Annotated in this window: 17 protein-coding genes, 1 other RNA gene and 1 pseudogene; 5 read left to right on the forward strand and 14 right to left on the reverse strand. The window is 40.5% G+C overall.

What is annotated here, in order from left to right:
• The first annotated feature begins 164 nt into the window (after positions 1-164).
• A complete protein-coding gene (locus DYD17_RS10045; RefSeq protein WP_003052923.1) occupies positions 165-1,181 on the forward strand; it encodes an NAD(P)H-dependent glycerol-3-phosphate dehydrogenase in 1,017 nt (338 codons plus the stop codon).
• Between the two features lie 31 nt (positions 1,182-1,212).
• The gene (gene hasC, locus DYD17_RS10050) at positions 1,213-2,115 is read left to right on the forward strand and encodes a UTP--glucose-1-phosphate uridylyltransferase HasC (RefSeq protein WP_003052925.1); all 903 of its coding nucleotides are present in this window, start codon (positions 1,213-1,215) and stop codon (positions 2,113-2,115) included.
• Positions 2,116-2,278: 163 nt separating this feature from the next.
• Here hasC and DYD17_RS10055 read toward each other — a convergent pair whose 3' ends face one another.
• The 3 genes from DYD17_RS10055 to DYD17_RS10065 form a co-directional block, all read right to left on the reverse strand.
• A complete protein-coding gene (locus DYD17_RS10055) occupies positions 2,279-2,953 on the reverse strand; it encodes a rhomboid family intramembrane serine protease (protein WP_003052927.1) in 675 nt (224 codons plus the stop codon).
• On the reverse strand, positions 2,950-3,477 hold the full coding sequence (locus DYD17_RS10060; protein ID WP_037585149.1) for a 5-formyltetrahydrofolate cyclo-ligase: 528 nt from the start codon (positions 3,475-3,477) through the stop codon (positions 2,950-2,952). Before DYD17_RS10060 ends, DYD17_RS10055 begins: the two co-directional genes overlap by 4 nt.
• Positions 3,478-4,008: 531 nt before the next feature.
• Positions 4,009-5,718: a thioester-forming surface-anchored protein gene (locus tag DYD17_RS10065; protein ID WP_115253151.1), complete on the reverse strand. Its 1,710-nt coding sequence runs from the start codon at positions 5,716-5,718 to the stop codon at positions 4,009-4,011.
• Positions 5,719-6,111: 393 nt separating this feature from the next.
• Between DYD17_RS10065 and DYD17_RS10070 the strand changes: the two genes are divergently transcribed.
• Complete coding sequence (locus DYD17_RS10070; RefSeq protein ID WP_115253152.1) at positions 6,112-7,620, forward strand: helix-turn-helix domain-containing protein; 1,509 nt, start codon at positions 6,112-6,114, stop codon at positions 7,618-7,620.
• A gap of 382 nt (positions 7,621-8,002) precedes the next feature.
• Here the strand turns inward: DYD17_RS10070 and DYD17_RS10075 are convergent, their stop codons facing one another.
• From DYD17_RS10075 to ffs, 5 genes and pseudogenes are all read right to left on the reverse strand, one after another.
• Complete coding sequence (locus DYD17_RS10075; protein WP_115253153.1) at positions 8,003-9,352, reverse strand: glucose-6-phosphate isomerase; 1,350 nt, start codon at positions 9,350-9,352, stop codon at positions 8,003-8,005.
• A gap of 241 nt (positions 9,353-9,593) precedes the next feature.
• Positions 9,594-9,920: pseudogene (locus DYD17_RS11295) on the reverse strand (TlpA family protein disulfide reductase); the annotation flags it as partial.
• Between the two features lie 12 nt (positions 9,921-9,932).
• The gene (locus tag DYD17_RS11300; RefSeq protein WP_236593268.1) at positions 9,933-10,205 is read right to left on the reverse strand and encodes a peroxiredoxin family protein; all 273 of its coding nucleotides are present in this window, start codon (positions 10,203-10,205) and stop codon (positions 9,933-9,935) included.
• An 85-nt stretch (positions 10,206-10,290) separates the two neighbouring features.
• Positions 10,291-10,911 carry a hypothetical protein gene (locus DYD17_RS10085; protein WP_115253154.1) on the reverse strand — a complete coding sequence of 207 codons (621 nt, stop codon included), beginning with the start codon at positions 10,909-10,911 and terminating at the stop codon, positions 10,291-10,293.
• Between the two features lie 177 nt (positions 10,912-11,088).
• Positions 11,089-11,185, reverse strand: an RNA gene (gene ffs, locus DYD17_RS10090) — signal recognition particle sRNA small type.
• A 221-nt stretch (positions 11,186-11,406) separates the two neighbouring features.
• Between ffs and DYD17_RS10095 the strand changes: the two genes are divergently transcribed.
• A complete protein-coding gene (locus DYD17_RS10095; RefSeq protein WP_115253155.1) occupies positions 11,407-12,627 on the forward strand; it encodes a transglutaminase domain-containing protein in 1,221 nt (406 codons plus the stop codon).
• Positions 12,628-12,728: 101 nt separating this feature from the next.
• Here DYD17_RS10095 and tadA read toward each other — a convergent pair whose 3' ends face one another.
• The 5 genes from tadA to tgt all read right to left on the reverse strand — a co-directional run bounded on the left by tadA (position 12,729) and on the right by tgt (position 16,374).
• Complete coding sequence (gene tadA, locus DYD17_RS10100) at positions 12,729-13,256, reverse strand: tRNA adenosine(34) deaminase TadA (protein WP_012767586.1); 528 nt, start codon at positions 13,254-13,256, stop codon at positions 12,729-12,731.
• Positions 13,256-14,035 (reverse strand): MBL fold metallo-hydrolase, encoded by a 780-nt coding sequence (locus DYD17_RS10105; RefSeq protein ID WP_003052949.1) that lies wholly within the window; start codon positions 14,033-14,035, stop codon positions 13,256-13,258. The genes tadA and DYD17_RS10105 overlap by 1 nt, the downstream gene beginning before the upstream one ends.
• A 138-nt stretch (positions 14,036-14,173) precedes the next feature.
• Complete coding sequence (locus DYD17_RS10110; RefSeq protein ID WP_003052950.1) at positions 14,174-14,713, reverse strand: biotin transporter BioY; 540 nt, start codon at positions 14,711-14,713, stop codon at positions 14,174-14,176.
• 3 nt (positions 14,714-14,716) lie between these two features.
• Positions 14,717-15,028, reverse strand: a complete 312-nt coding sequence (locus DYD17_RS10115; protein WP_003052952.1) for a CHY zinc finger protein — start codon at positions 15,026-15,028, stop codon at positions 14,717-14,719.
• A gap of 203 nt (positions 15,029-15,231) precedes the next feature.
• Positions 15,232-16,374: a tRNA guanosine(34) transglycosylase Tgt gene (gene tgt / locus DYD17_RS10120; protein WP_003052954.1), complete on the reverse strand. Its 1,143-nt coding sequence runs from the start codon at positions 16,372-16,374 to the stop codon at positions 15,232-15,234.
• A 219-nt stretch (positions 16,375-16,593) separates the two neighbouring features.
• Between tgt and DYD17_RS10125 the strand changes: the two genes are divergently transcribed.
• Positions 16,594-17,460 (forward strand): DUF975 family protein, encoded by an 867-nt coding sequence (locus tag DYD17_RS10125; protein ID WP_115253156.1) that lies wholly within the window; start codon positions 16,594-16,596, stop codon positions 17,458-17,460.
• 120 nt (positions 17,461-17,580) lie between these two features.
• On the opposite strand, the gene perR is transcribed toward DYD17_RS10125, so the two are convergent.
• Complete coding sequence (perR, locus tag DYD17_RS10130) at positions 17,581-18,048, reverse strand: peroxide-responsive transcriptional repressor PerR (protein ID WP_003052961.1); 468 nt, start codon at positions 18,046-18,048, stop codon at positions 17,581-17,583.
• Positions 18,049-18,060 lie beyond the last annotated feature (12 nt).

The raw sequence follows: 18,060 nt of genomic DNA on the forward strand, positions 1-18,060 counted from the left end.
GTTCTCTGGATAACTATTGTCAATTAAAATGTCTTGATTTTTAAAAATTCTAATTTCCATTCCAAACGGGCAAGAGACTTGATCCCCTCTGATATCTTTTCTGATAGAGTTACCTTTCCTCTTATGTTATAATAAGATGATTAGCTCTTAAAGGAGAAGGTAAAATGACAAAACAAAAAGTAGCTATTTTAGGACCTGGTTCCTGGGGAACTGCCCTATCACAGGTACTAAATGATAACGGCCACGACGTTCGTTTATGGGGAAACATTCCTGCTCAAATCGACGAAATTAATACCGAACATACCAATAAGCACTATTTTAAAGACATTGTCTTAGATGAGGCAATTAAGGCTACTCTTGATTTAAGAGAAGCTCTAGCAGATGTTGACGCAGTGCTTTTTGTTGTCCCAACCAAGGTGACGCGCTTAGTAGCTAAACAAGTGGCTGAAGCGCTAGACCATAAGGTTGTAGTGATGCATGCCTCTAAAGGGTTAGAACCTGGAACGCACGAACGACTATCGACTATCTTAGAAGAAGAAATTCCAACTGATCTCCGCAGTGAAGTGGTTGTTGTCTCAGGACCAAGCCATGCTGAAGAAACCATTGTTCGTGACATTACCTTAATCACAGCAGCTTCTAAAGATATCGAAGCCGCAAAATACGTCCAATCCCTCTTTAGCAACCACTACTTCCGCCTCTACACTAATACCGATGTGGTAGGTGTTGAAACAGCTGGGGCCCTCAAAAACATTATCGCTGTTGGAGCTGGGGCCCTTCATGGATTGGGTTACGGGGACAATGCTAAAGCCGCTGTGATTACGCGTGGTCTGGCTGAAATCACTCGTCTCGGTGTTAAACTAGGGGCTGATCCCCTCACTTACAGTGGCTTGTCTGGTGTGGGAGATTTGATCGTCACCGGTACTTCTGTCCATTCTCGTAACTGGCGAGCTGGGGATGCCCTTGGACGCGGTGAAAAACTCGAAGATATCGAACGCAATATGGGCATGGTTATCGAAGGCATTTCCACCACTAAGGTTGCCTACGAAATCGCTCAAGAATTGGGTGTTTATATGCCCATCACAAGCGCGATTTACAAATCCATCTACGAAGGAGCCGACATTAAAGAAAGCATCCTTGGAATGATGTCAAATGAATTCCGTTCTGAAAACGAATGGCACTAAGCCATAGATTATAAAAAGTGAGGAGTTACTGATGTCCAAAGTCAGAAAAGCAATTATTCCTGCTGCAGGTCTAGGAACACGTTTTTTACCTGCTACCAAAGCTCTTGCCAAAGAGATGTTGCCCATCGTTGATAAACCAACCATCCAGTTTATCGTCGAAGAAGCGCTAAAATCTGGCATCGAGGAAATTCTTGTGGTGACCGGAAAAGCTAAACGCTCCATCGAGGACCATTTTGACTCAAACTTTGAATTAGAATACAACCTCCAAGCTAAGGGGAAAAATGAGCTGTTGAAGTTAGTGGATGAAACCACTGCCATCAACCTTCATTTTATCCGTCAAAGCCACCCAAGAGGACTGGGAGATGCTGTCTTACAAGCCAAAGCCTTTGTGGGCAATGAGCCCTTTGTGGTAATGCTTGGAGATGACTTAATGGATATCACTAACCCGAATGCCAAACCTTTAACCAAACAACTCATGGAAGATTACGATGAGACTCACGCTTCTACTATTGCTGTTATGAGAGTTCCTCATGAGGATGTCTCCAGTTACGGGGTCATCGCTCCTCAAGGAAAAGCTGTCAAAGGGCTTTACAGTGTAAATACCTTCGTCGAAAAGCCGCAACCAGAGGAAGCTCCTAGTGACCTCGCTATTATTGGCCGTTACCTTCTAACACCTGAAATTTTTGATATTTTGGAAAGACAGCCCCCTGGAGCAGGCAATGAAGTGCAACTCACAGATGCTATCGATACCCTCAATAAAACTCAGCGTGTCTTTGCACGAGAATTTAAGGGTGACCGTTATGACGTTGGGGATAAATTCGGATTCATGAAAACATCAATCGACTATGCCCTAGAACACCCACAAGTTAAAGAAGACTTGAAAAATTATATCATCACACTAGGAAAAACATTGGAAAAAAGCGATGCTAAATAACCGAAATCAAATCAAGAAGCTTTTTCTTGATAACTTATGAATGACACTCAGTCCCTGAAACAACAGCATTTCAGGGACTAAGTTATGTTAATATCTTTTTTACCTGCTAATCGTCATCATATCCATGTGAAAAATCTCGTGACGATGAACTTACCTCAACACTCTAATAAAGAAAGCTTAGTAGGAGGACTGCAGCTAAAACCAAAACATAGGTAAGTAAAGCCAAATCTTTCTGTAATGGCTTTAGTCTCAGCTTTTGAAATTTATTGGAAAAGCCTAAGCCAAGCAAGGCTCCACCCACAATCCCACCAACATGGCCTGCCATACTCACATTTGGCATGACCAGATTCAACACTAAATTAACGATAATTAAAGTCTGATAAGCCTTACCAAGTTCTCTTAAAGCTTGATTATTCCCAAATGCACCTAAAACCATAATAGCTGCAAACAGTCCAAATAAGGAAGTTGACCCCCCAGCAGCTACTGTCTCTGGTGTGAGCCACATGGTAAAGGCATTTCCCATAATTCCTGAAAAAACATAGAGCAAGAGAAAGCGGTGCGACCCCCAAATCTCCTCAGCCATTTGACCAACAAAATAGAGGGTTAAGGCATTCACAAAAAAATGCCCCCAGCCAATATGCACAAAAATCGGAGTGACCAGACGCCACATCTGATTTGGAAAAGCCTTGACGGCCAGTCCATACATCCCACCAAATTGATAAATCGCTTGAGAACTAGTCGCTAGAGAACCATAAACCAACTGCATGGCCATAAATACCAAAGCTGTTAACAGTAAGAAGAAAATAGTCATGGGCTTCTCTTTTAAAAAATGTGTCATCTGCGGTAAACCTCCTGAACGGCGATATCATGGGATTCTGGGACAAATGCCTTCATTTGGCAATCGTAAATAGTGCTAAAAGTCGGGCCATCGTAATCTTGCAAATAACAGTCATAGTAGCCACCACCATAACCGATACGAAACCCTTGCTCGTTAAAAGCCACACCGGGAACATGCAGGCAATCAATGGCATACTTTGGAATTTCTTCTTGACTCTGAGGTTCTAAAATACCAAAGGAGGATACGGCTAAATCGCCCGCCTGATAAGCTACAAAAATCATGTTTCCTTTTGCCAGCACCTTTGGTACCACCACGATCTTTCCATCTGAAAGCGCCCGCTGGATGAAATCATCTGTTTGATACTCTGTTGGGAGTGAGAGATAGGTTGCTATCACCTGAGCCTCCTGATAAGTGGGACTATTGACCACATCGGCCAGCAACGCTTTGTCTTTTTGTCGCTTAAGCTCTGGTGCCATCGTTCGTAAAGCGTTCAACACTTCTTGCCGAATTTCTTTTTTCATCATGCCCCTATCATAACACAAAGCAAGAAAAAGATTCAAGATAACTTTCCTATCAATAACAATCCTAAATGCCACCTACCACCTTAAGCTTTTCAGAACAGCTTGTTATCTATCTACTAGTATCTCTTTGTGATGTCATGTCAAAACGATTTAACATAAAGGGCATCTAGAAAAAGATTTAAGGAAAGTTTAAGGTTCTTATCGTAAAATAAAGTCATCCTAAAAAGCGGTTTACCTAAACCGGTTGGGAGAATAAGTTTCTCCTTGTTTTCCCTTTTCATAAATCTCCTGGTCACCTATCCTCTTAGGTGACCTCCCTTATTAAGCCTAATCAGTTCGCCGACTGGTTAGGCTTTTTAGCTATCCGACATATGCCTCCTACCCTATGACTACTCCTTAGAAGCAAGTAACACAGGATTTCTGAAACAAAAAAAAGCTGAGAGCACCCTCATGCTTCCAGCCTCTTTGTTAGAATCTCCTGTTATAGCAACAAGTGATTCTTCTCTTACTAATCATTAATCATTGCAAAAGTTGTTAAGCTTTTGACGCTTTTCTTTTGAGAAGACCCCAAAGTGATACTAAGAAGAGGATCATTGCTCCCACGATAGTAGATAAGACATGTTCAGCTTCCCCTGCGGCTGGCAAGCTCTCCTTAGCCTTAGGTTTTTCAACGGCAGGTAGTTGTGGTTTGTCTTCCTTAGGCCACTCGTTATCAAAGTGGATAGAGAGTTTAGGCTTGCTATCTTCTACTTCAGTTGTAGAGCCAGATTGGCCATGTTCAGTTGGTAAGTTCTCCTCGATATCAACAATCTCTCCCTGACCGCCGATAATGACTTCTGGGCCTTTAGTATCCTCAACCTCGGTTGTAGAGCCAGATTGGCCATGTTCAGTTGGTAAAGTTTCCTCGATATCAACAACCTCTCCTTGACCGCCGATAATGACTTCTGGGCCTTTAGTATCCTCAACCTCGGTTGTAGAGCCAGATTGGCCATGTTCAGTTGGTAAGCTCTCCTCAATATCAACAACCTCTCCTTGACCGCCGATAATGACTTCTGGGCCTTTAGTATCCTCAACCTCGGTTGTAGAACCTGATTGGCCTTGCTCGCCTGAAAGGCTCTCTTCCGTTTCAACAATCTGACCTTGACCACCAACAATTACATCTGAACCTTTAGTGTCTTCAATCTCAGTGGTTGAACCTGATTGGCCTGATTGACCAGGTAGTGGTGAATCATAAGTCTCTTCCACAATAGGGTCTTTATTTTCTTGAATGGAAACAACTCCATTATGAGCACCACCTTGACTACCAGTAGCCGTATCTTCTGTCGTTTCAACAACATTACCACCACCGATAACAGTACCAAGATCTTCCTCTTTAGGAATTTCTGGTTTAGGGATAATAGGAATAGCAGGTTGCAATGGCAACATCGGTTCAACTAAAGGTTCCGTAGGAATCTCTGGTTTTATAATTTCAACATTAATATCTGGCGTGCTAGGTTGCGGTTGTTCTGGCTCTTTTGGTTCTGGAACTTTAGGTTCCTCTGGTGTTTTCGGGATTAAAGTTGAACCAAGAAGGTTTTGGTAGGGTTTATGAGCGTAATTTTTATCGGTAGTTATATAAATATCTAATGTATAAGCACCCATAGAATCTTGAGATTCACCTGCTTTTTTCCCCTCTTCCACTAATGAATCAAAAGCTTTTCTTTCTTCTGGAGTTAATTTTTCAGAAGTTTGTAAATAGGCATCAGGGTTATCCTGATTATCACTAAAAAACCAAATGGCTAATTGAGTAACTTTACGACTAGATAGCTCACTAAGACCTTGAATTTTTTTTACGGTTGGGTATCCTTTCTGTAAAACAGCTACCAGTGATTTTTCTATGTTACTGACTAATCTTGGGTTACTAGCATTTTGCTTAAAAATTTCCAAGTTACCTGTAGATTTTCTGTATAAGGGCAGTTTAAATTGGTAATCAAGTTGTGTTTCTTCAAATGTTTTTCCAGAGTTCCAATTCTCTGGCCATTCTCTATCCCGATTAAAACAATAAACAACGTACTCATCTTTTAACTCACGCTTTGGATCGCTTGTAGGTGACACATATAAAAAGAACGGTGATTGTTCTCTCGTTCCATCATTCCACCCATAATACTGTTCCGCTAATACCCTCAACGTCCCCACACCGAGACTTCCAGACATGACAACAACAGCTGCTGTTGTTGCCAGTAACTTTTTCACAATGTTCTTCAATTCTCTCTCCTCCAAAAGCGAGCTTCCTCAAATCATTTGAGAAATACTCAACTTTGCTTTTTAAATTATTTTACTTAGGATAACACACCATTCAGATTTTCCGAAGCCATATCACTCACTTTCCCTTCCTAAAATCGATAATCTTTTTATCTAATTTAGATATCATTATCATCGAACTATTATATTCTTAGTGATATCTATTCGAACATATCGCTAATTTTTTTATAATTTTTTATTCATATAAATAACCGCTAACTGTTTGCTTATAAGACCTGACACTTTTGTCTTATACTTGTCAAATCAACCATATGAAGTCCTGTTAGTTGACTTTTTAAAAAGTTCCGTTACAATATAAGGAATTGTACAATTTAATTTAAGGAGAGAGAAATTACATTGTTAGATCATTACTTGGAGCCAGATATTATTGACCAAAAGATCTTATTAGCTATTTTATTGACCGACAAAGAGCTGACCTTGGAGTCTGTCTGCACACAAACCGCTTTAACGCCTCAAAAAGTAAAACAATATTTCCGTCAGTTTAACGCCCTCTTTAAAGGTTCTCTACGCATTGAACTCGTCAAATCGATGATTTATTGCACAGTCATTGATAACAAGGAAGAGGGCTTTTTCTATGATATCTTTGCCTTGTCAGACACCTTAAAGATGCTGATCTTTCTACTCACTGACAACCAGCAAAATAAAGCTGTTGCAACTTATACACGCCAGCATTTTATTTCCCAATCAAAGGCTTACCGCCTTATTCATAAACTAAAAGACTACCTCCAAACCATTGGCCTGGACATTGTGGACAATACGGTTGTTGGGGATGAATTGCGCATTCGCTATTTAATCGCCCTCTTGCATAAAGAGTATGGCATTGTGCTATACGATATCCGTCATGAAGATATTGAAATCATCCATTCTTTTATCTTTGCAACACAAAGAAACCTGAAACCTTCTGCCTTTTTGGATAAGAAATTCCTCTTTTTTGACATCTTACTGATGTTGTCCTGGAGAAGGCACAAGCATCCTGTTCGCTTACCTGACTTACCGTTATTTAATCAGCTCAAAACCTTGTCCATTTTCGATGAAATCAAGCATTATGCTGTATCTGAAATTGAACCTCGAACCCAGCATCAATTATCAGCTGATGATTTTGACTACCTCTTTTTGATTTACTTGACAGCGGATAATTTTTTCCTCACGGATTACTGGACATCAGACCACCGAGAGCAGCTTTTTAACGTGATTGCTGAAGATTCCGACTATCGACTATTGGCGAGTCGCTTACAAGAACTGGTAGGGGACCATTATGACATTACCCAGCACATGTCTAGCTTACTCCCTTTCTTCAGAAGGACCCTCTATAATTTACAGATGCTCATTACCTTTGATGGTTACTATTCTGACCAGTATCAAGGAAATACCCTCTTGCTTGAAAAAATCAAAACACTTATCAAGAAGTGGCTAGCCGATACGGGCAGACAAGGAAATCTCAGTACAGGATATCTTCACTTCATGTGTTTACTGTTCGAGCAAATTTTGGAAAGTTCTGTAGCCCCCGTTAGCATTATTATTGTGGAGAGTCAGGAAACGATTGGTGATGTTATCACTCGATTTATTAGTTCGACCGTTCCTGCTTACAAGATTGATTTGTCACGGCTCAATATCTTATCTGAAAACATTTATCATTATGATAAACCGGTTGATTTGGTTGTTACCAGTCAAAACTTGCTGCCTTTTCTAAAAGAACTTAAGGTCTTTCCAAAAGAGACCTGCTTGATTGGTTTAAGTTTAGATGGTATTCAGCAACAATGTGAGGACTTGACTAAAACTATCTTAGCCTTGCACCAACAACATTATCAAAAACATTTGGAAGAGCTCTTATCTTCTTCACATTAATTGTTAATCCCTTCCTCTAAAGACTTTAATGCTTTAAGGGCTTTTTGACGATTTAAAAAAATCCTTTCGAGCTCTTTTATCACTTTCTTATCACTTATTTTGTCCCTTACTTCCTACTCATGCATCAAAAAAGTATTTTATTCGATAAGGGCTTTACTGATTTTCTATCTTAATCACACAGACTGATTCCAACCCTCATATGTCTTTACATCAAACATTTTTATTTGTCAACGATATTAGCCCCATCTGAGGCATACTATCAGACGTCAAGGCCTCGAGTAAGACAGTTTGTAAGAAACTTCACTCTATTACAATCCAGGCTCCTAAAACCGGAGCACTTAAAAAGACTTCCCTGAGGAAGTCTTTTTGATTAATCTGTTTATTAGAGTCGAGCGTTAAGCTCTGCTGATAATTCTTCAAAACCTGGTTTTCCAAGAAGCGCAAACATGTTACGTTTGTAAGCTTCAACACCTGGTTGATCAAATGGGTTAACAGCATTCATGTAACCTGAAACAGCGATAGCAAGCTCAAAGAAGTAAACAGTGTAGCCAAGGGTAAATTCGTCTTGAGCTGGAAGAGTAACAAACATGTTTGGCACGCCGCCATCTGTGTGGGCAAGAAGCACACCATCCGTAGCTTTCTTGTTAACGAAATCAACGTCTTTACCTTGAAGGTAACCAAGTCCATCTAGGTCTTCTGCTAATTCAGGAATGATAACGTTTTTACGAGGTTTATCAACACGAATAACTGTTTCAAAGAGGTTACGGTAACCTTCTTGGATAAATTGACCAAGTGAGTGTAAGTCTGTTGAGAAGTTAGCTGAAGTTGGGTAGATGCCTTTTTGGTCTTTTCCTTCTGATTCACCAGCTAATTGTTTCCACCATTCTCCAAAGTATTGAAGAGATGGCTCGTAGTTAGCCAAGATTTCAGTGATGTAGCCTTTGCGGTAAAGCACATTACGAACAGCAGCGTATTGGTAAGCAATGTTTTCAGAGATTTTGTCTGAAGAAAGGTCTTTACGCGCTGCATTTGCACCTTCCATGAGAACTGTGATGTCTGCACCTGATGCAGCAATTGGCAACAAACCAACAGCAGTCAAGACTGAGAAACGACCACCAACGTTGTCTGGCACCACAAATGTTTCCCAGTTGTTAGCGTCAGCTTCTACCTTAACAGCACCTTTCACTTTGTCTGTTGTAGCGTAAATACGCTTGTTAGCTTCTTCTTGGCCATATTTTTTAACCAAAAGTTCTTTGAAGACACGGAAAGCAATCGCTGGCTCAGTCGTTGTTCCTGACTTAGAAATCACGTTTACTGAGAACTCTTTGTCTTGAACGTACTCTACAAGGTCAGCTAAGTAAGTTGATGAAATAGAGTTTCCTGCGTAAAGAATTTGTGGCGCTTTGCGCTCTTTGGCAGTTTGTAAGTTAGCAAAGTGATGGTTTAAGAAATCGATAGCAGCTTTGGCACCAAGGTATGACCCACCAATACCGATAACCACAAGAACTTCGCTGTCTGACTTAATTTTTTCAGCAGCAGTCAAGATACGTGCAAATTCATTTTTATCATAGTTTTCTGGAAGATCAAGCCAGCCCAAGAAATCTGAACCTGGTCCAGTTCCTTCACGCAATAACTTGTCGGCCTCTGTGACTTGGCCTTGTAAAAAATCAATTTCATGTTGTCCCGCAAATGACTCGAGGACTTTTGAATAATCAAATGTAATATGTGACATGAGTTTCACTCCCTTAAATTTTAGGTTCCACTAGTATGATAACCTTTTCTATCTAATATTTCAATGGTTTTTATCGGATTTCGACCTCGAAAAAAGCATCATTTTTGAAAAGGTTTTCAAGCTTTCATCCTTATGAAAACAAGCTATGCGTGGCTCCTCTAAGGACAATGGAGGTGATGATAACCTTTTGTTTTCATAGTTTCTGAAATTTTTTCTGAAATAGCAGGAGTGCTTACTCTAGTTATGAGTCTTTATTCTGTTGAGGTAAGAGGTTTAAAATTTGGCTCTCCAGTTCGTTTTCCGTCATATCTGCAGTTGTGACGTGTTTAACCACCCCTTTCTTATCAATGAAAAAATAGGTGGGAACAGCAGTTACTTGTAACTGATTAGCAGCCGCCATCTGCTGATCATAATAAATAGGAATCTCATAAGGCAGTTGTTGACGGTAGTTAGCTGCCCTGTCTCTAGTTTCTTTACCTTGTGCGGATCCGGTCGCATTCAAAAAAAGAAAAGTGATGTCGTCATGGTAAGTTTGGTATAGTTTACTCATGATAGGCATCGCTTTTTGGCAATGCTGACATCAACTGGCCCAATCCATCAGAACCATGGGCTTGCATTTAAACTCACTTAGAGACACGTCTTTCCCCTCTTGTGTCATAATCTGGACGTCAGGAAGTGGTTGGTTAACCCAACGACTAGCAGGAATAGCTTCCGGTTGAGCTGGGGGAGTGACTTGTTTAGAACGCCATAGCATAAAGCCTAAGACAGTCACAAATAAGCATAGTATGCCAATAAGCGCGTAAAAATGACGATAGGTCTTCGTCCGCCGAACCTCTTTTCCAGGTATTTTCATTTACTTCATTAAATCATAACACAATATTATCTTTGGCTGGTTAATCTTGTCTATCAAAAAAACGATCCTAAGGCCGCTTAATTTGTTATTTGAGGGATTTGATAATTTCAATACGGGTAATAACCCCTTCGTGCATATGATCAATGCGCAAAGCGACATCCTCAAAGGCAATCGATGCCCCAATTGATGGGAGTTTATCTTCCATTTCTAAGTGCCGAAGCATCAAATCACGCATCAATTCATCTTTACTAGCAGCTGGTAAAGTCACACGCGCCAGCACATTTGCTAACTTAACCTTTTGGCTACCTCGGACAACCACATTAGACGTGTCATCAAAACTAGTAAAGAGGTATTTCCGAGTGGCAAACAAAATGGTTAGCGCCACCACACTTAGCAGTGAATCTACAGGCGAGCCATGAGCAACAACAATCTGACGAGCAATGGCAAATAAGAGAACTTCAATAATGGTGCCTGAAGTATGTTTACTCAACATCTTAATCAACTCGACCCCAATCGCAATACTCATCGCCTGGTTGAGAAAATTCTGCAGGTAGGTGTCCAAACCACTCTTAATTGAGAAAATCCCAGTCAACATCAAGGCTAAATGCCCAGTCAAAATCAACAATGATACTAATAATATAATGGAAATCAAAATCTCAACATAATACGACAATTCGTATAACCTAACTTGTAAATACTTTCTCATGCTATCTCCTTCACGTTACCTCTTCTCATTATATAAAAATTATCATCGTTTGAACACTAAAAAAGCAAGCCCTAGATGGACTTGCTATGAATATTAGGAGAAAAAAGCTGCTACAATGCTACGATTTTTTTATCAATTATCGCTTGCATGACTAAATAGGATTCCTTATTTAGTTAATAACAACAAAAAAAGAGCACACACCTGACAATCGCTTAGGGCTGCTGGATTCCTCCCCTGACCCACTTCACGCACAAGTGTTGCTCCACTTTTATTATAGCATATTATGATGCATTTGCAAAGGCTTCTTGAAGGCTTTAGCACACTTTTTCTTGATTCCTGCTAATGGCTTCTCGTTGTTTCATTCATTTTAGTGAGGAAGTTCATAAAGGACATTTTTCAGAAAACAACAATTTTATTTTGAAAACGTTTCACTTTCAATCAATTGCTCTTTCTCTATGGTATAATGAAAGGGATTAGATTAGAACGGGGTTGGTTATGAAAAAAAGGATTAAATGCTTAACAATAATGACTTTTGTGATGCTTGGCTTATCTGCTTGTAGTCTCATTAGTCAACCTTCTAACCAAGAAAATAACCTTACTTTAACAGGTCAAAAACGACAAAAAGCCATCGCAAAAGTGGGACAGCATTACTATTTTCAACAACTGTCTAAACCCGAACAAGAAAATTACCTCACTTTGCATGACAGTCTCTCACAGTTTCGTGAAGTTATCAGTTTAGCACCTACTTCTAAAGAAAGCCTCATCAAAACTGTAGATGCTTTTATGATGGATAATCCTGAGTTTTACTGGATTACTTCGGCGGATTACCGTTTTGAACTTTCGGACCAAAATGCCTTTGTCACCTTTCCGCTGCCAAAAGACGTTGAAAAAACCTACCAAACCTTACAAACCATCGGTGACAGTATTATAGCTAAAATGCCAGCAGAAAATGATTATGAGAAAGTGAAGTATTTCTACGAGGTGATTATCCAAGACACCGATTACAACAAAGCCGCTTTTGAAGCTTATCAATCGGGTGATCAAACTCAGATTTCTTCTAACCAGGATATCAAAAGTGTCTTTATTGATCATTTATCCGTGTGTAATGGTTACGCCCAAGCTTTTCAATTTCTCTGCCAGAAAGCTAATATTCCCGTTGCCTACATTAGAGGAACAGGAACATCTCGCCAAACGCAGGAAGCCTTTCCTCATGCTTGGAATGCTGTCCAGCTTAATGGTCAATACTACGGAGTAGATACGACTTGGGGCGATCCAGTCTTTGATAACCACTTGTCTCAACAGCAACAAACTGACATCAATTACAGCTTCCTTTGCTTACCAGATCAACTCATGTCGTTATCTCACCAAGCTAGCAAAGACATCGTCTTCAATGCTAAAGAGACCTCTAAAAACGTGTGGAAGATTCCGGTATGTACAGATGATAGCCTCATTTACGCTAAGCGTAACCAAAGTTATCTGACTACTTTTGACACTAATGTCATCCTCAACAGCCTAGAAGGCCAATTGTTACAAGGACAAGAACAGGTTAGTCTCCAATTTGCCAATCAGGCTGACTATGACCAGATGGTTGCAGATGTCGTCGATAACCAAGCCAGATACCACAACTTGTTTAGTCACTACTGGGACAATTATAGTGGCTTCTCTTATGGACTCTTAGCAGAAACCTTGAGTATTACCTTTACCAATCGTACTTAGATGACTAAGAACCACAGGACAGTTACTGCCCCTTTCTATCTTAAACACATCTATCCGCCCAAAAAGAGACTTAGTTATCCTTCTAAGTCTCTTTTTCTTGATTAGGTTTCGTCATTAGCAAGCAGTGCTTCTTGCTCTTTAGCTAGACGCTTAGCTTCTTTTTGACGTTCACGTCCTTGTCTAAAGAAGGTTTGCATGATGTTAGCACAGTCTTCTGCTAGCAGTCCACGCTCCACTTGCACGCGGTGGTTCAAGCGCTCATCTGTCAAAATCTGGTAAAGGCTGTCTGTCCCACCAAATTTTTGATTGCTGGCCCCATAGATGACATGGGGAATTCTTGCTAGCCCAATAGCACCACTACACATCACACACGGCTCGATGGTCACAAACATCGTGGTGTCCAATAATCGCCAGTTTCCTTCATGAGCGTTCGCCTCGTTAATAGCCATCATTTCGGCATGCATAATGGCTTGGTTACTCTCTTCACGCGCATTGTGCCCACGACCAATAATCTCACCATCCTTGACAATGACACAGCCAATAGGGATTTCAGCTTTCTGCAAGGATTTTTCGGCTTCTTTTAAAGCCTCTTGCATGAAATAAGTTTGTTCGTCTAAACTATACAACATTAGGAAAAACTCCCCAAATCCCACGACTTGTGAGGGAATGCCAATTCAACAGGAATACTTCCTGCGTACACTTGTGTTTCTTGCCTTAACACTTCCAAGTGATTGTCAGGATCAATACCTTCTGGAGGAACCGGTGGCATGTGGGTCAAGACAAGCTTCTTAACACCTGCCTGGCTAGCCATTAGTCCTGCTTCCTTACTGGTCAAATGTGCCATATGATTTTCATTGCCTTCGTATAAGTAAACATCTGCTAAGAAAAGGTCTGCTTCTTTTGCAAAGTCTGCCAATCCTTCAAAATAACCACTATCTCCAGTAAAGACAAGTACCTGACCAGTCGCTCTCTCTACAATTCGAAAGGCATAGCATACAACTGGATGAACCGTTTTAAGAAAGGTAATGTCAAAAGGACCAATCCGTTCAACTCCAGTGACATCATAAGCTTTTCCTTCGGAAACATCAGGAATGCTTAACTTAGCAAATTCGTGTCGGTCCTCATCATGCCCATAAATAGGTAGTACCTTTGGTTCCCACAAGTGTTTAGGGTAAAGTTGAAAATAATGTCGCAATACTCCTAAGTCGGCTACGTGATCAGGATGGTAGTGGCTAATAATCACTGCATCCAAATCGAGAGGACTGATTTCTTTCTCCAGCTCATTGAGCGCTCGACTACCAGCATCCATCAGTAATTGAAAGCCGTCATGTCCTGTCAGCAAATAAGACGTTGTTCCTGCCTCTTGATAGGGATAAGCTCCCCAAGAGCCTAAAGTGGTTAATTTCATCTCAAACCCTTCTTTCTTGCTTTCCTACTATTATAACAAAAATTAGTGTTAAAAAGGACTGAGACCCACCAAAAACAGGTCCTAGCAGATAAATCCGCCAAGACCTGTTCAACACAACTTAACTATTTGATGATTAGATTACTGTTTTGTATTCAAGAAACTGTCTTTGTATTTAACAGCAATAATCGTTGCAATAATTGCTTTGATGGTATCCCCTGGAATAAAGACCAAGTTTGATAAAAGAGAAGTCATCAACGGCATCCCTGTGTAAGCTGCCAACCAAATCGCTCCCATCACATCCACTAGCAAGACTCCTGAAATGAATAAGGCTAAGAAAGCAAGTGGTGTGTTCTTTGAGAACCAGTTACGGTAAAGTAATGAAAAGGCAATTGGGACAAAAAGGTAGGCAATAACATACCCAGCTGATGGTCCCATCAAGACTGGAATAGTTGTTCGTGATCCTGAAAAAACTGGTAAGAAAAGCCCAATCACTAAGAATAAGAAAACAGATAGGGTTCCTTTTTTACCACCCAACATCAATCCAGCCAACATGATGCCTAAGTTTTGTAAAACAATAGGGACTGGGATAAAGCCTAGCGGGATAGCAGGAATAAAACCTAAAATAATGATCAAAGTGGTCATCATAGCCACCTTAACAAGTTCCTTGGTTGTAAACATCAGTTACGACTCCTTTAAAAAATAGATATCCTTGTGTCGATGACAGGCCGGATTAAAGGGACTTTGACAATAGGGACAATGACCACACGCATACTCAGCTTGACTCAAGAGCTTTCGACAGTGGCCACAAATCACAGGAAACATTTCAGCAGACCCTGTTGGCACAAAGGCATGCTCTGTTAACTGGTCATGGCAATGGTAAGAAGCATAATAAGTCTGACAAAAAGTACATTTGAGGCTAACAATATCAAGAGTTGTGTGATAGTGCAGGCATCGATACTCTTGGTCAAGGTCAATTCCAAAACAGTCCGTCATATCTCATCCTCTTGTAAGAGTTTAATCAAAAGCTTACCCTTTGTCAACTCCATTTTTCAAAAAGGGTAACTATTTTCTGAAAAAGAACAAGGAAAAAACAAATTTTAGCTCTGAGCATCGCACAGTACCTACTTGTCTACACAAAAAATCCTGAAGCCAGAGACGATAAGTCGCCATCCGTTTCAGGATTTCATCATATCTAACTAGAAATTACGGTTAGATTTGTTATAACCATACCGTTCTAGGAAATCTTGGCGGAATTCAAGTAAGTTATCGTCCATAATAGCCTGACGGACTTTTTTCATCAAGTTAACCAAGAAATAAAGGTTGTGGTAGCTTGTCAAACGAATACCAAAAGTTTCGTCCGCTTTTAGTAAGTGACGAATGTAGGCACGGCTATAGTTTTGACACGTGTAGCAATCACAATCATGGTCTAGTGGGGTAAAGTCTTCTGCGAATTTTGCATTTTTCACCACGAGGCGTCCCTCACTAGTCATACAAGTTCCATTACGGGCAATCCTTGTTGGGAGCACACAGTCAAACATATCCACACCGCGGATCACACCATCAATCAAGCTATCTGGTGCCCCTACCCCCATCAAGTAACGTGGTTTGTTTTCTGGTAAGAGTGGGGTTGTGAAATCAAGCACAGCATTCATTTCTTCATGCGTTTCTCCAACGGCCAAGCCTCCAATAGAATAACCTGGAAAATCCATAGCTACCAAATCTGCCGCTGACTGACGACGAAGGTCCTCAAATCCAGCTCCTTGAACAATTCCAAACAACCCCTGGTCATGAGGACGACGATGGGCTTTTAAGCCACGTTCTGCCCAACGACTAGTACGTTCAATGGATTTTTTCACGTAATCATAAGGTTGGTAAAATTGTGGGCACTCGTCAAAACTCATCATGATGTCAGAACCAAGATTGTTTTGGATAGAGATGGCTTTTTCGGGTGATAGAAACATTTTTGAGCCATTCAAGTGATTTTTAAAGGTAACCCCTTCTTCAGTGATGTTTCGTGAATCAGCTAAAGAGTAAACTTGAAAACCGCCCGAATCGGTTAAGATTGGTTGATCCCAATTCATAAACTTGTGCAGACCACCTGCGCGAGCAATCAAATCATCTCCTGGACGCAACCAGAGGTGATAAGTGTTTGATAAAATAATCCCTGACCCAATAGCTTTTAACTCTTCTGGAGACTGTGTTTTAACAGTAGCCTGAGTTCCTACCGGCATAAACATAGGGGTTGGGAAAGTCCCGTGAGGGGTGATAATTTCTCCCAAGCGTGCACCCGTATGCTTTTCTTTTTTGATAAGGCGATACTTAATCGGATAATCTGTCATGTGCTTTCTTCCTTGCTATCAAGATAAACAGTCTTGAGCTTTTTTGATCTGCCTGAGTTTCCATCATAATGAAGGGCTTCAAGATGACATGTTGTTCCAGCGCCTATCATTTTATCAAAAAATTGCAAACTTGTCATGCCTTCCTAGACAGCAGAATTACCCTCATTATCAACTTTCTAGCTTCTCTATTTATGGTATAATATGGCAAAGGAGTTTATTATGTCAATTAAAGAAATAAAACGCCAGGCAAAGACGACCCTAGCAAATCTTTCTGGTAAATATGTACTATTTTTAATACCAACCATTCTCACTATTTTTCACTTTGGTATTGAGGTCCATCAAGGCTATGTCATGGCTACAGGCATCAAAATATCCTTAGTGGCCAACTACTTCCCTTTACTTATTGCCCTCATCATTACCCTTTTTACGTTATCAGCCGCCTTTACCATGATTGATGTTGTTAGGCATTACCGTCGAGAAGTGACTTTCAACGAATCAACAACGGCTTTTTCAGGAGAATACTTTGGTAAGTTGGTGGTGCTATTTATCATGAAATGGTTATTCTTCCTCGTTTGGTCCTTGATTTGGTTCCTTGGACTTTTCATCTTCATCCTAGGTTTATCAGCCTTTTTGATGAATGCCAAATCAGGTACAGGTGTGGCTATTTCCCTGATCTTTTTAGTGTTTGGGGCCATCTTAGCTGTAGTCGGATTTGGAATCTACCTCAACCGCTACTACGCCTATAGTTTGGCAGAATATATCCTTTACGACAAGGTGAAAGAAGGAACCTACTTGGGTACGGTTGATACTATCGAAATTAGCGTTGCAATGATTAAGGGGTATAAATGGAAACTCTTCTTATTACAACTCAGCTTTATCGGTTGGTTCCTGCTCAACATCTTGACACTGGGTTTGCTAAACATTTACCTCTTGCCTTACTTCACAACGGTCAATGTTATTTTTTATAACCAACTAAAACAACGCTTTGATGAAAGTGACGAACCTTTTGAAGGGGAACATCTCCGAATTCCTAAACTGTCAAATCATCAAACTAAACCTGTCATGTGTGACGACTCACACGACTAATGCTTCACTTCCTTTTCTGATACTGATAAAAATCTTCCAGCACTCTGTTGAACACTGGAGGATTTTACGATATTTTCATTAGTAGAGAGGTTCAGGACCACTTCTCCCGTGATGTTAACATTAGAAGTCGGATTTGCCTTTGGCCTGACACTCTGGACAAACACCATAAGCGATAACAGGGATACGTGTCACCTTATACCCCGTCTGCTGGTGAGCCTCTTTGGCAATGTCCATGACATCTACGTCCATAAAGTCAGCGATTTTGCCACAAACTTCGCATACCACATTGACATGTTGATGTCCCATAAAGTCATAATAAGTGGTTAAATCATTGCTAATCTTTAATTCTGCTACAAATCCTTCATCCACTAAGACTTTCAAGTTATTATAAACCGTCGCTAGACTCATGTTAGGGAATTTAGGCTGTAAGTCACGGTAAATCTTATCGGCACTAGGGTGCTCTGTTGACTGAATCATGTAAGAAATAATGGCTTTACGCGTTTCCGTAATCCGAATATGTTTTTGCCGTAGATGCTCTAGGACATTTTCATAGGCATCTAGGGCTTGCTGATGTGAATGAATGTCCATAAGCTGCTAACT

Origin of the sequence: Streptococcus dysgalactiae subsp. dysgalactiae (genome assembly GCF_900459225.1) — a bacterium.
Lineage (GTDB): Bacteria > Bacillota > Bacilli > Lactobacillales > Streptococcaceae > Streptococcus > Streptococcus dysgalactiae.

Excerpts from the sequence above, each read along its gene's own strand:
- DYD17_RS10045 (WP_003052923.1), top strand. The coding sequence starts at position 165 with ATGACAAAACAAAAAGTAGCTATTTTAGGACCTGGTTCCTGGGGAACT.
- hasC (WP_003052925.1), top strand. The coding sequence starts at position 1,213 with ATGTCCAAAGTCAGAAAAGCAATTATTCCTGCTGCAGGTCTAGGAACA.
- DYD17_RS10055 (WP_003052927.1), bottom strand. The coding sequence starts at position 2,953 with ATGACACATTTTTTAAAAGAGAAGCCCATGACTATTTTCTTCTTACTG.
- DYD17_RS10060 (WP_037585149.1), bottom strand. The coding sequence starts at position 3,477 with ATGATGAAAAAAGAAATTCGGCAAGAAGTGTTGAACGCTTTACGAACG.
- DYD17_RS10075 (WP_115253153.1), bottom strand. The coding sequence starts at position 9,352 with ATGTCACATATTACATTTGATTATTCAAAAGTCCTCGAGTCATTTGCG.
- DYD17_RS11300 (WP_236593268.1), bottom strand. The coding sequence starts at position 10,205 with ATGAAAATACCTGGAAAAGAGGTTCGGCGGACGAAGACCTATCGTCAT.
- DYD17_RS10085 (WP_115253154.1), bottom strand. The coding sequence starts at position 10,911 with ATGAGAAAGTATTTACAAGTTAGGTTATACGAATTGTCGTATTATGTT.
- DYD17_RS10095 (WP_115253155.1), top strand. The coding sequence starts at position 11,407 with ATGAAAAAAAGGATTAAATGCTTAACAATAATGACTTTTGTGATGCTT.
- tadA (WP_012767586.1), bottom strand. The coding sequence starts at position 13,256 with ATGTTGTATAGTTTAGACGAACAAACTTATTTCATGCAAGAGGCTTTA.
- DYD17_RS10105 (WP_003052949.1), bottom strand. The coding sequence starts at position 14,035 with ATGAAATTAACCACTTTAGGCTCTTGGGGAGCTTATCCCTATCAAGAG.
- DYD17_RS10110 (WP_003052950.1), bottom strand. The coding sequence starts at position 14,713 with ATGTTTACAACCAAGGAACTTGTTAAGGTGGCTATGATGACCACTTTG.
- DYD17_RS10115 (WP_003052952.1), bottom strand. The coding sequence starts at position 15,028 with ATGACGGACTGTTTTGGAATTGACCTTGACCAAGAGTATCGATGCCTG.
- tgt (WP_003052954.1), bottom strand. The coding sequence starts at position 16,374 with ATGACAGATTATCCGATTAAGTATCGCCTTATCAAAAAAGAAAAGCAT.
- DYD17_RS10125 (WP_115253156.1), top strand. The coding sequence starts at position 16,594 with ATGTCAATTAAAGAAATAAAACGCCAGGCAAAGACGACCCTAGCAAAT.
- perR (WP_003052961.1), bottom strand. The coding sequence starts at position 18,048 with ATGGACATTCATTCACATCAGCAAGCCCTAGATGCCTATGAAAATGTC.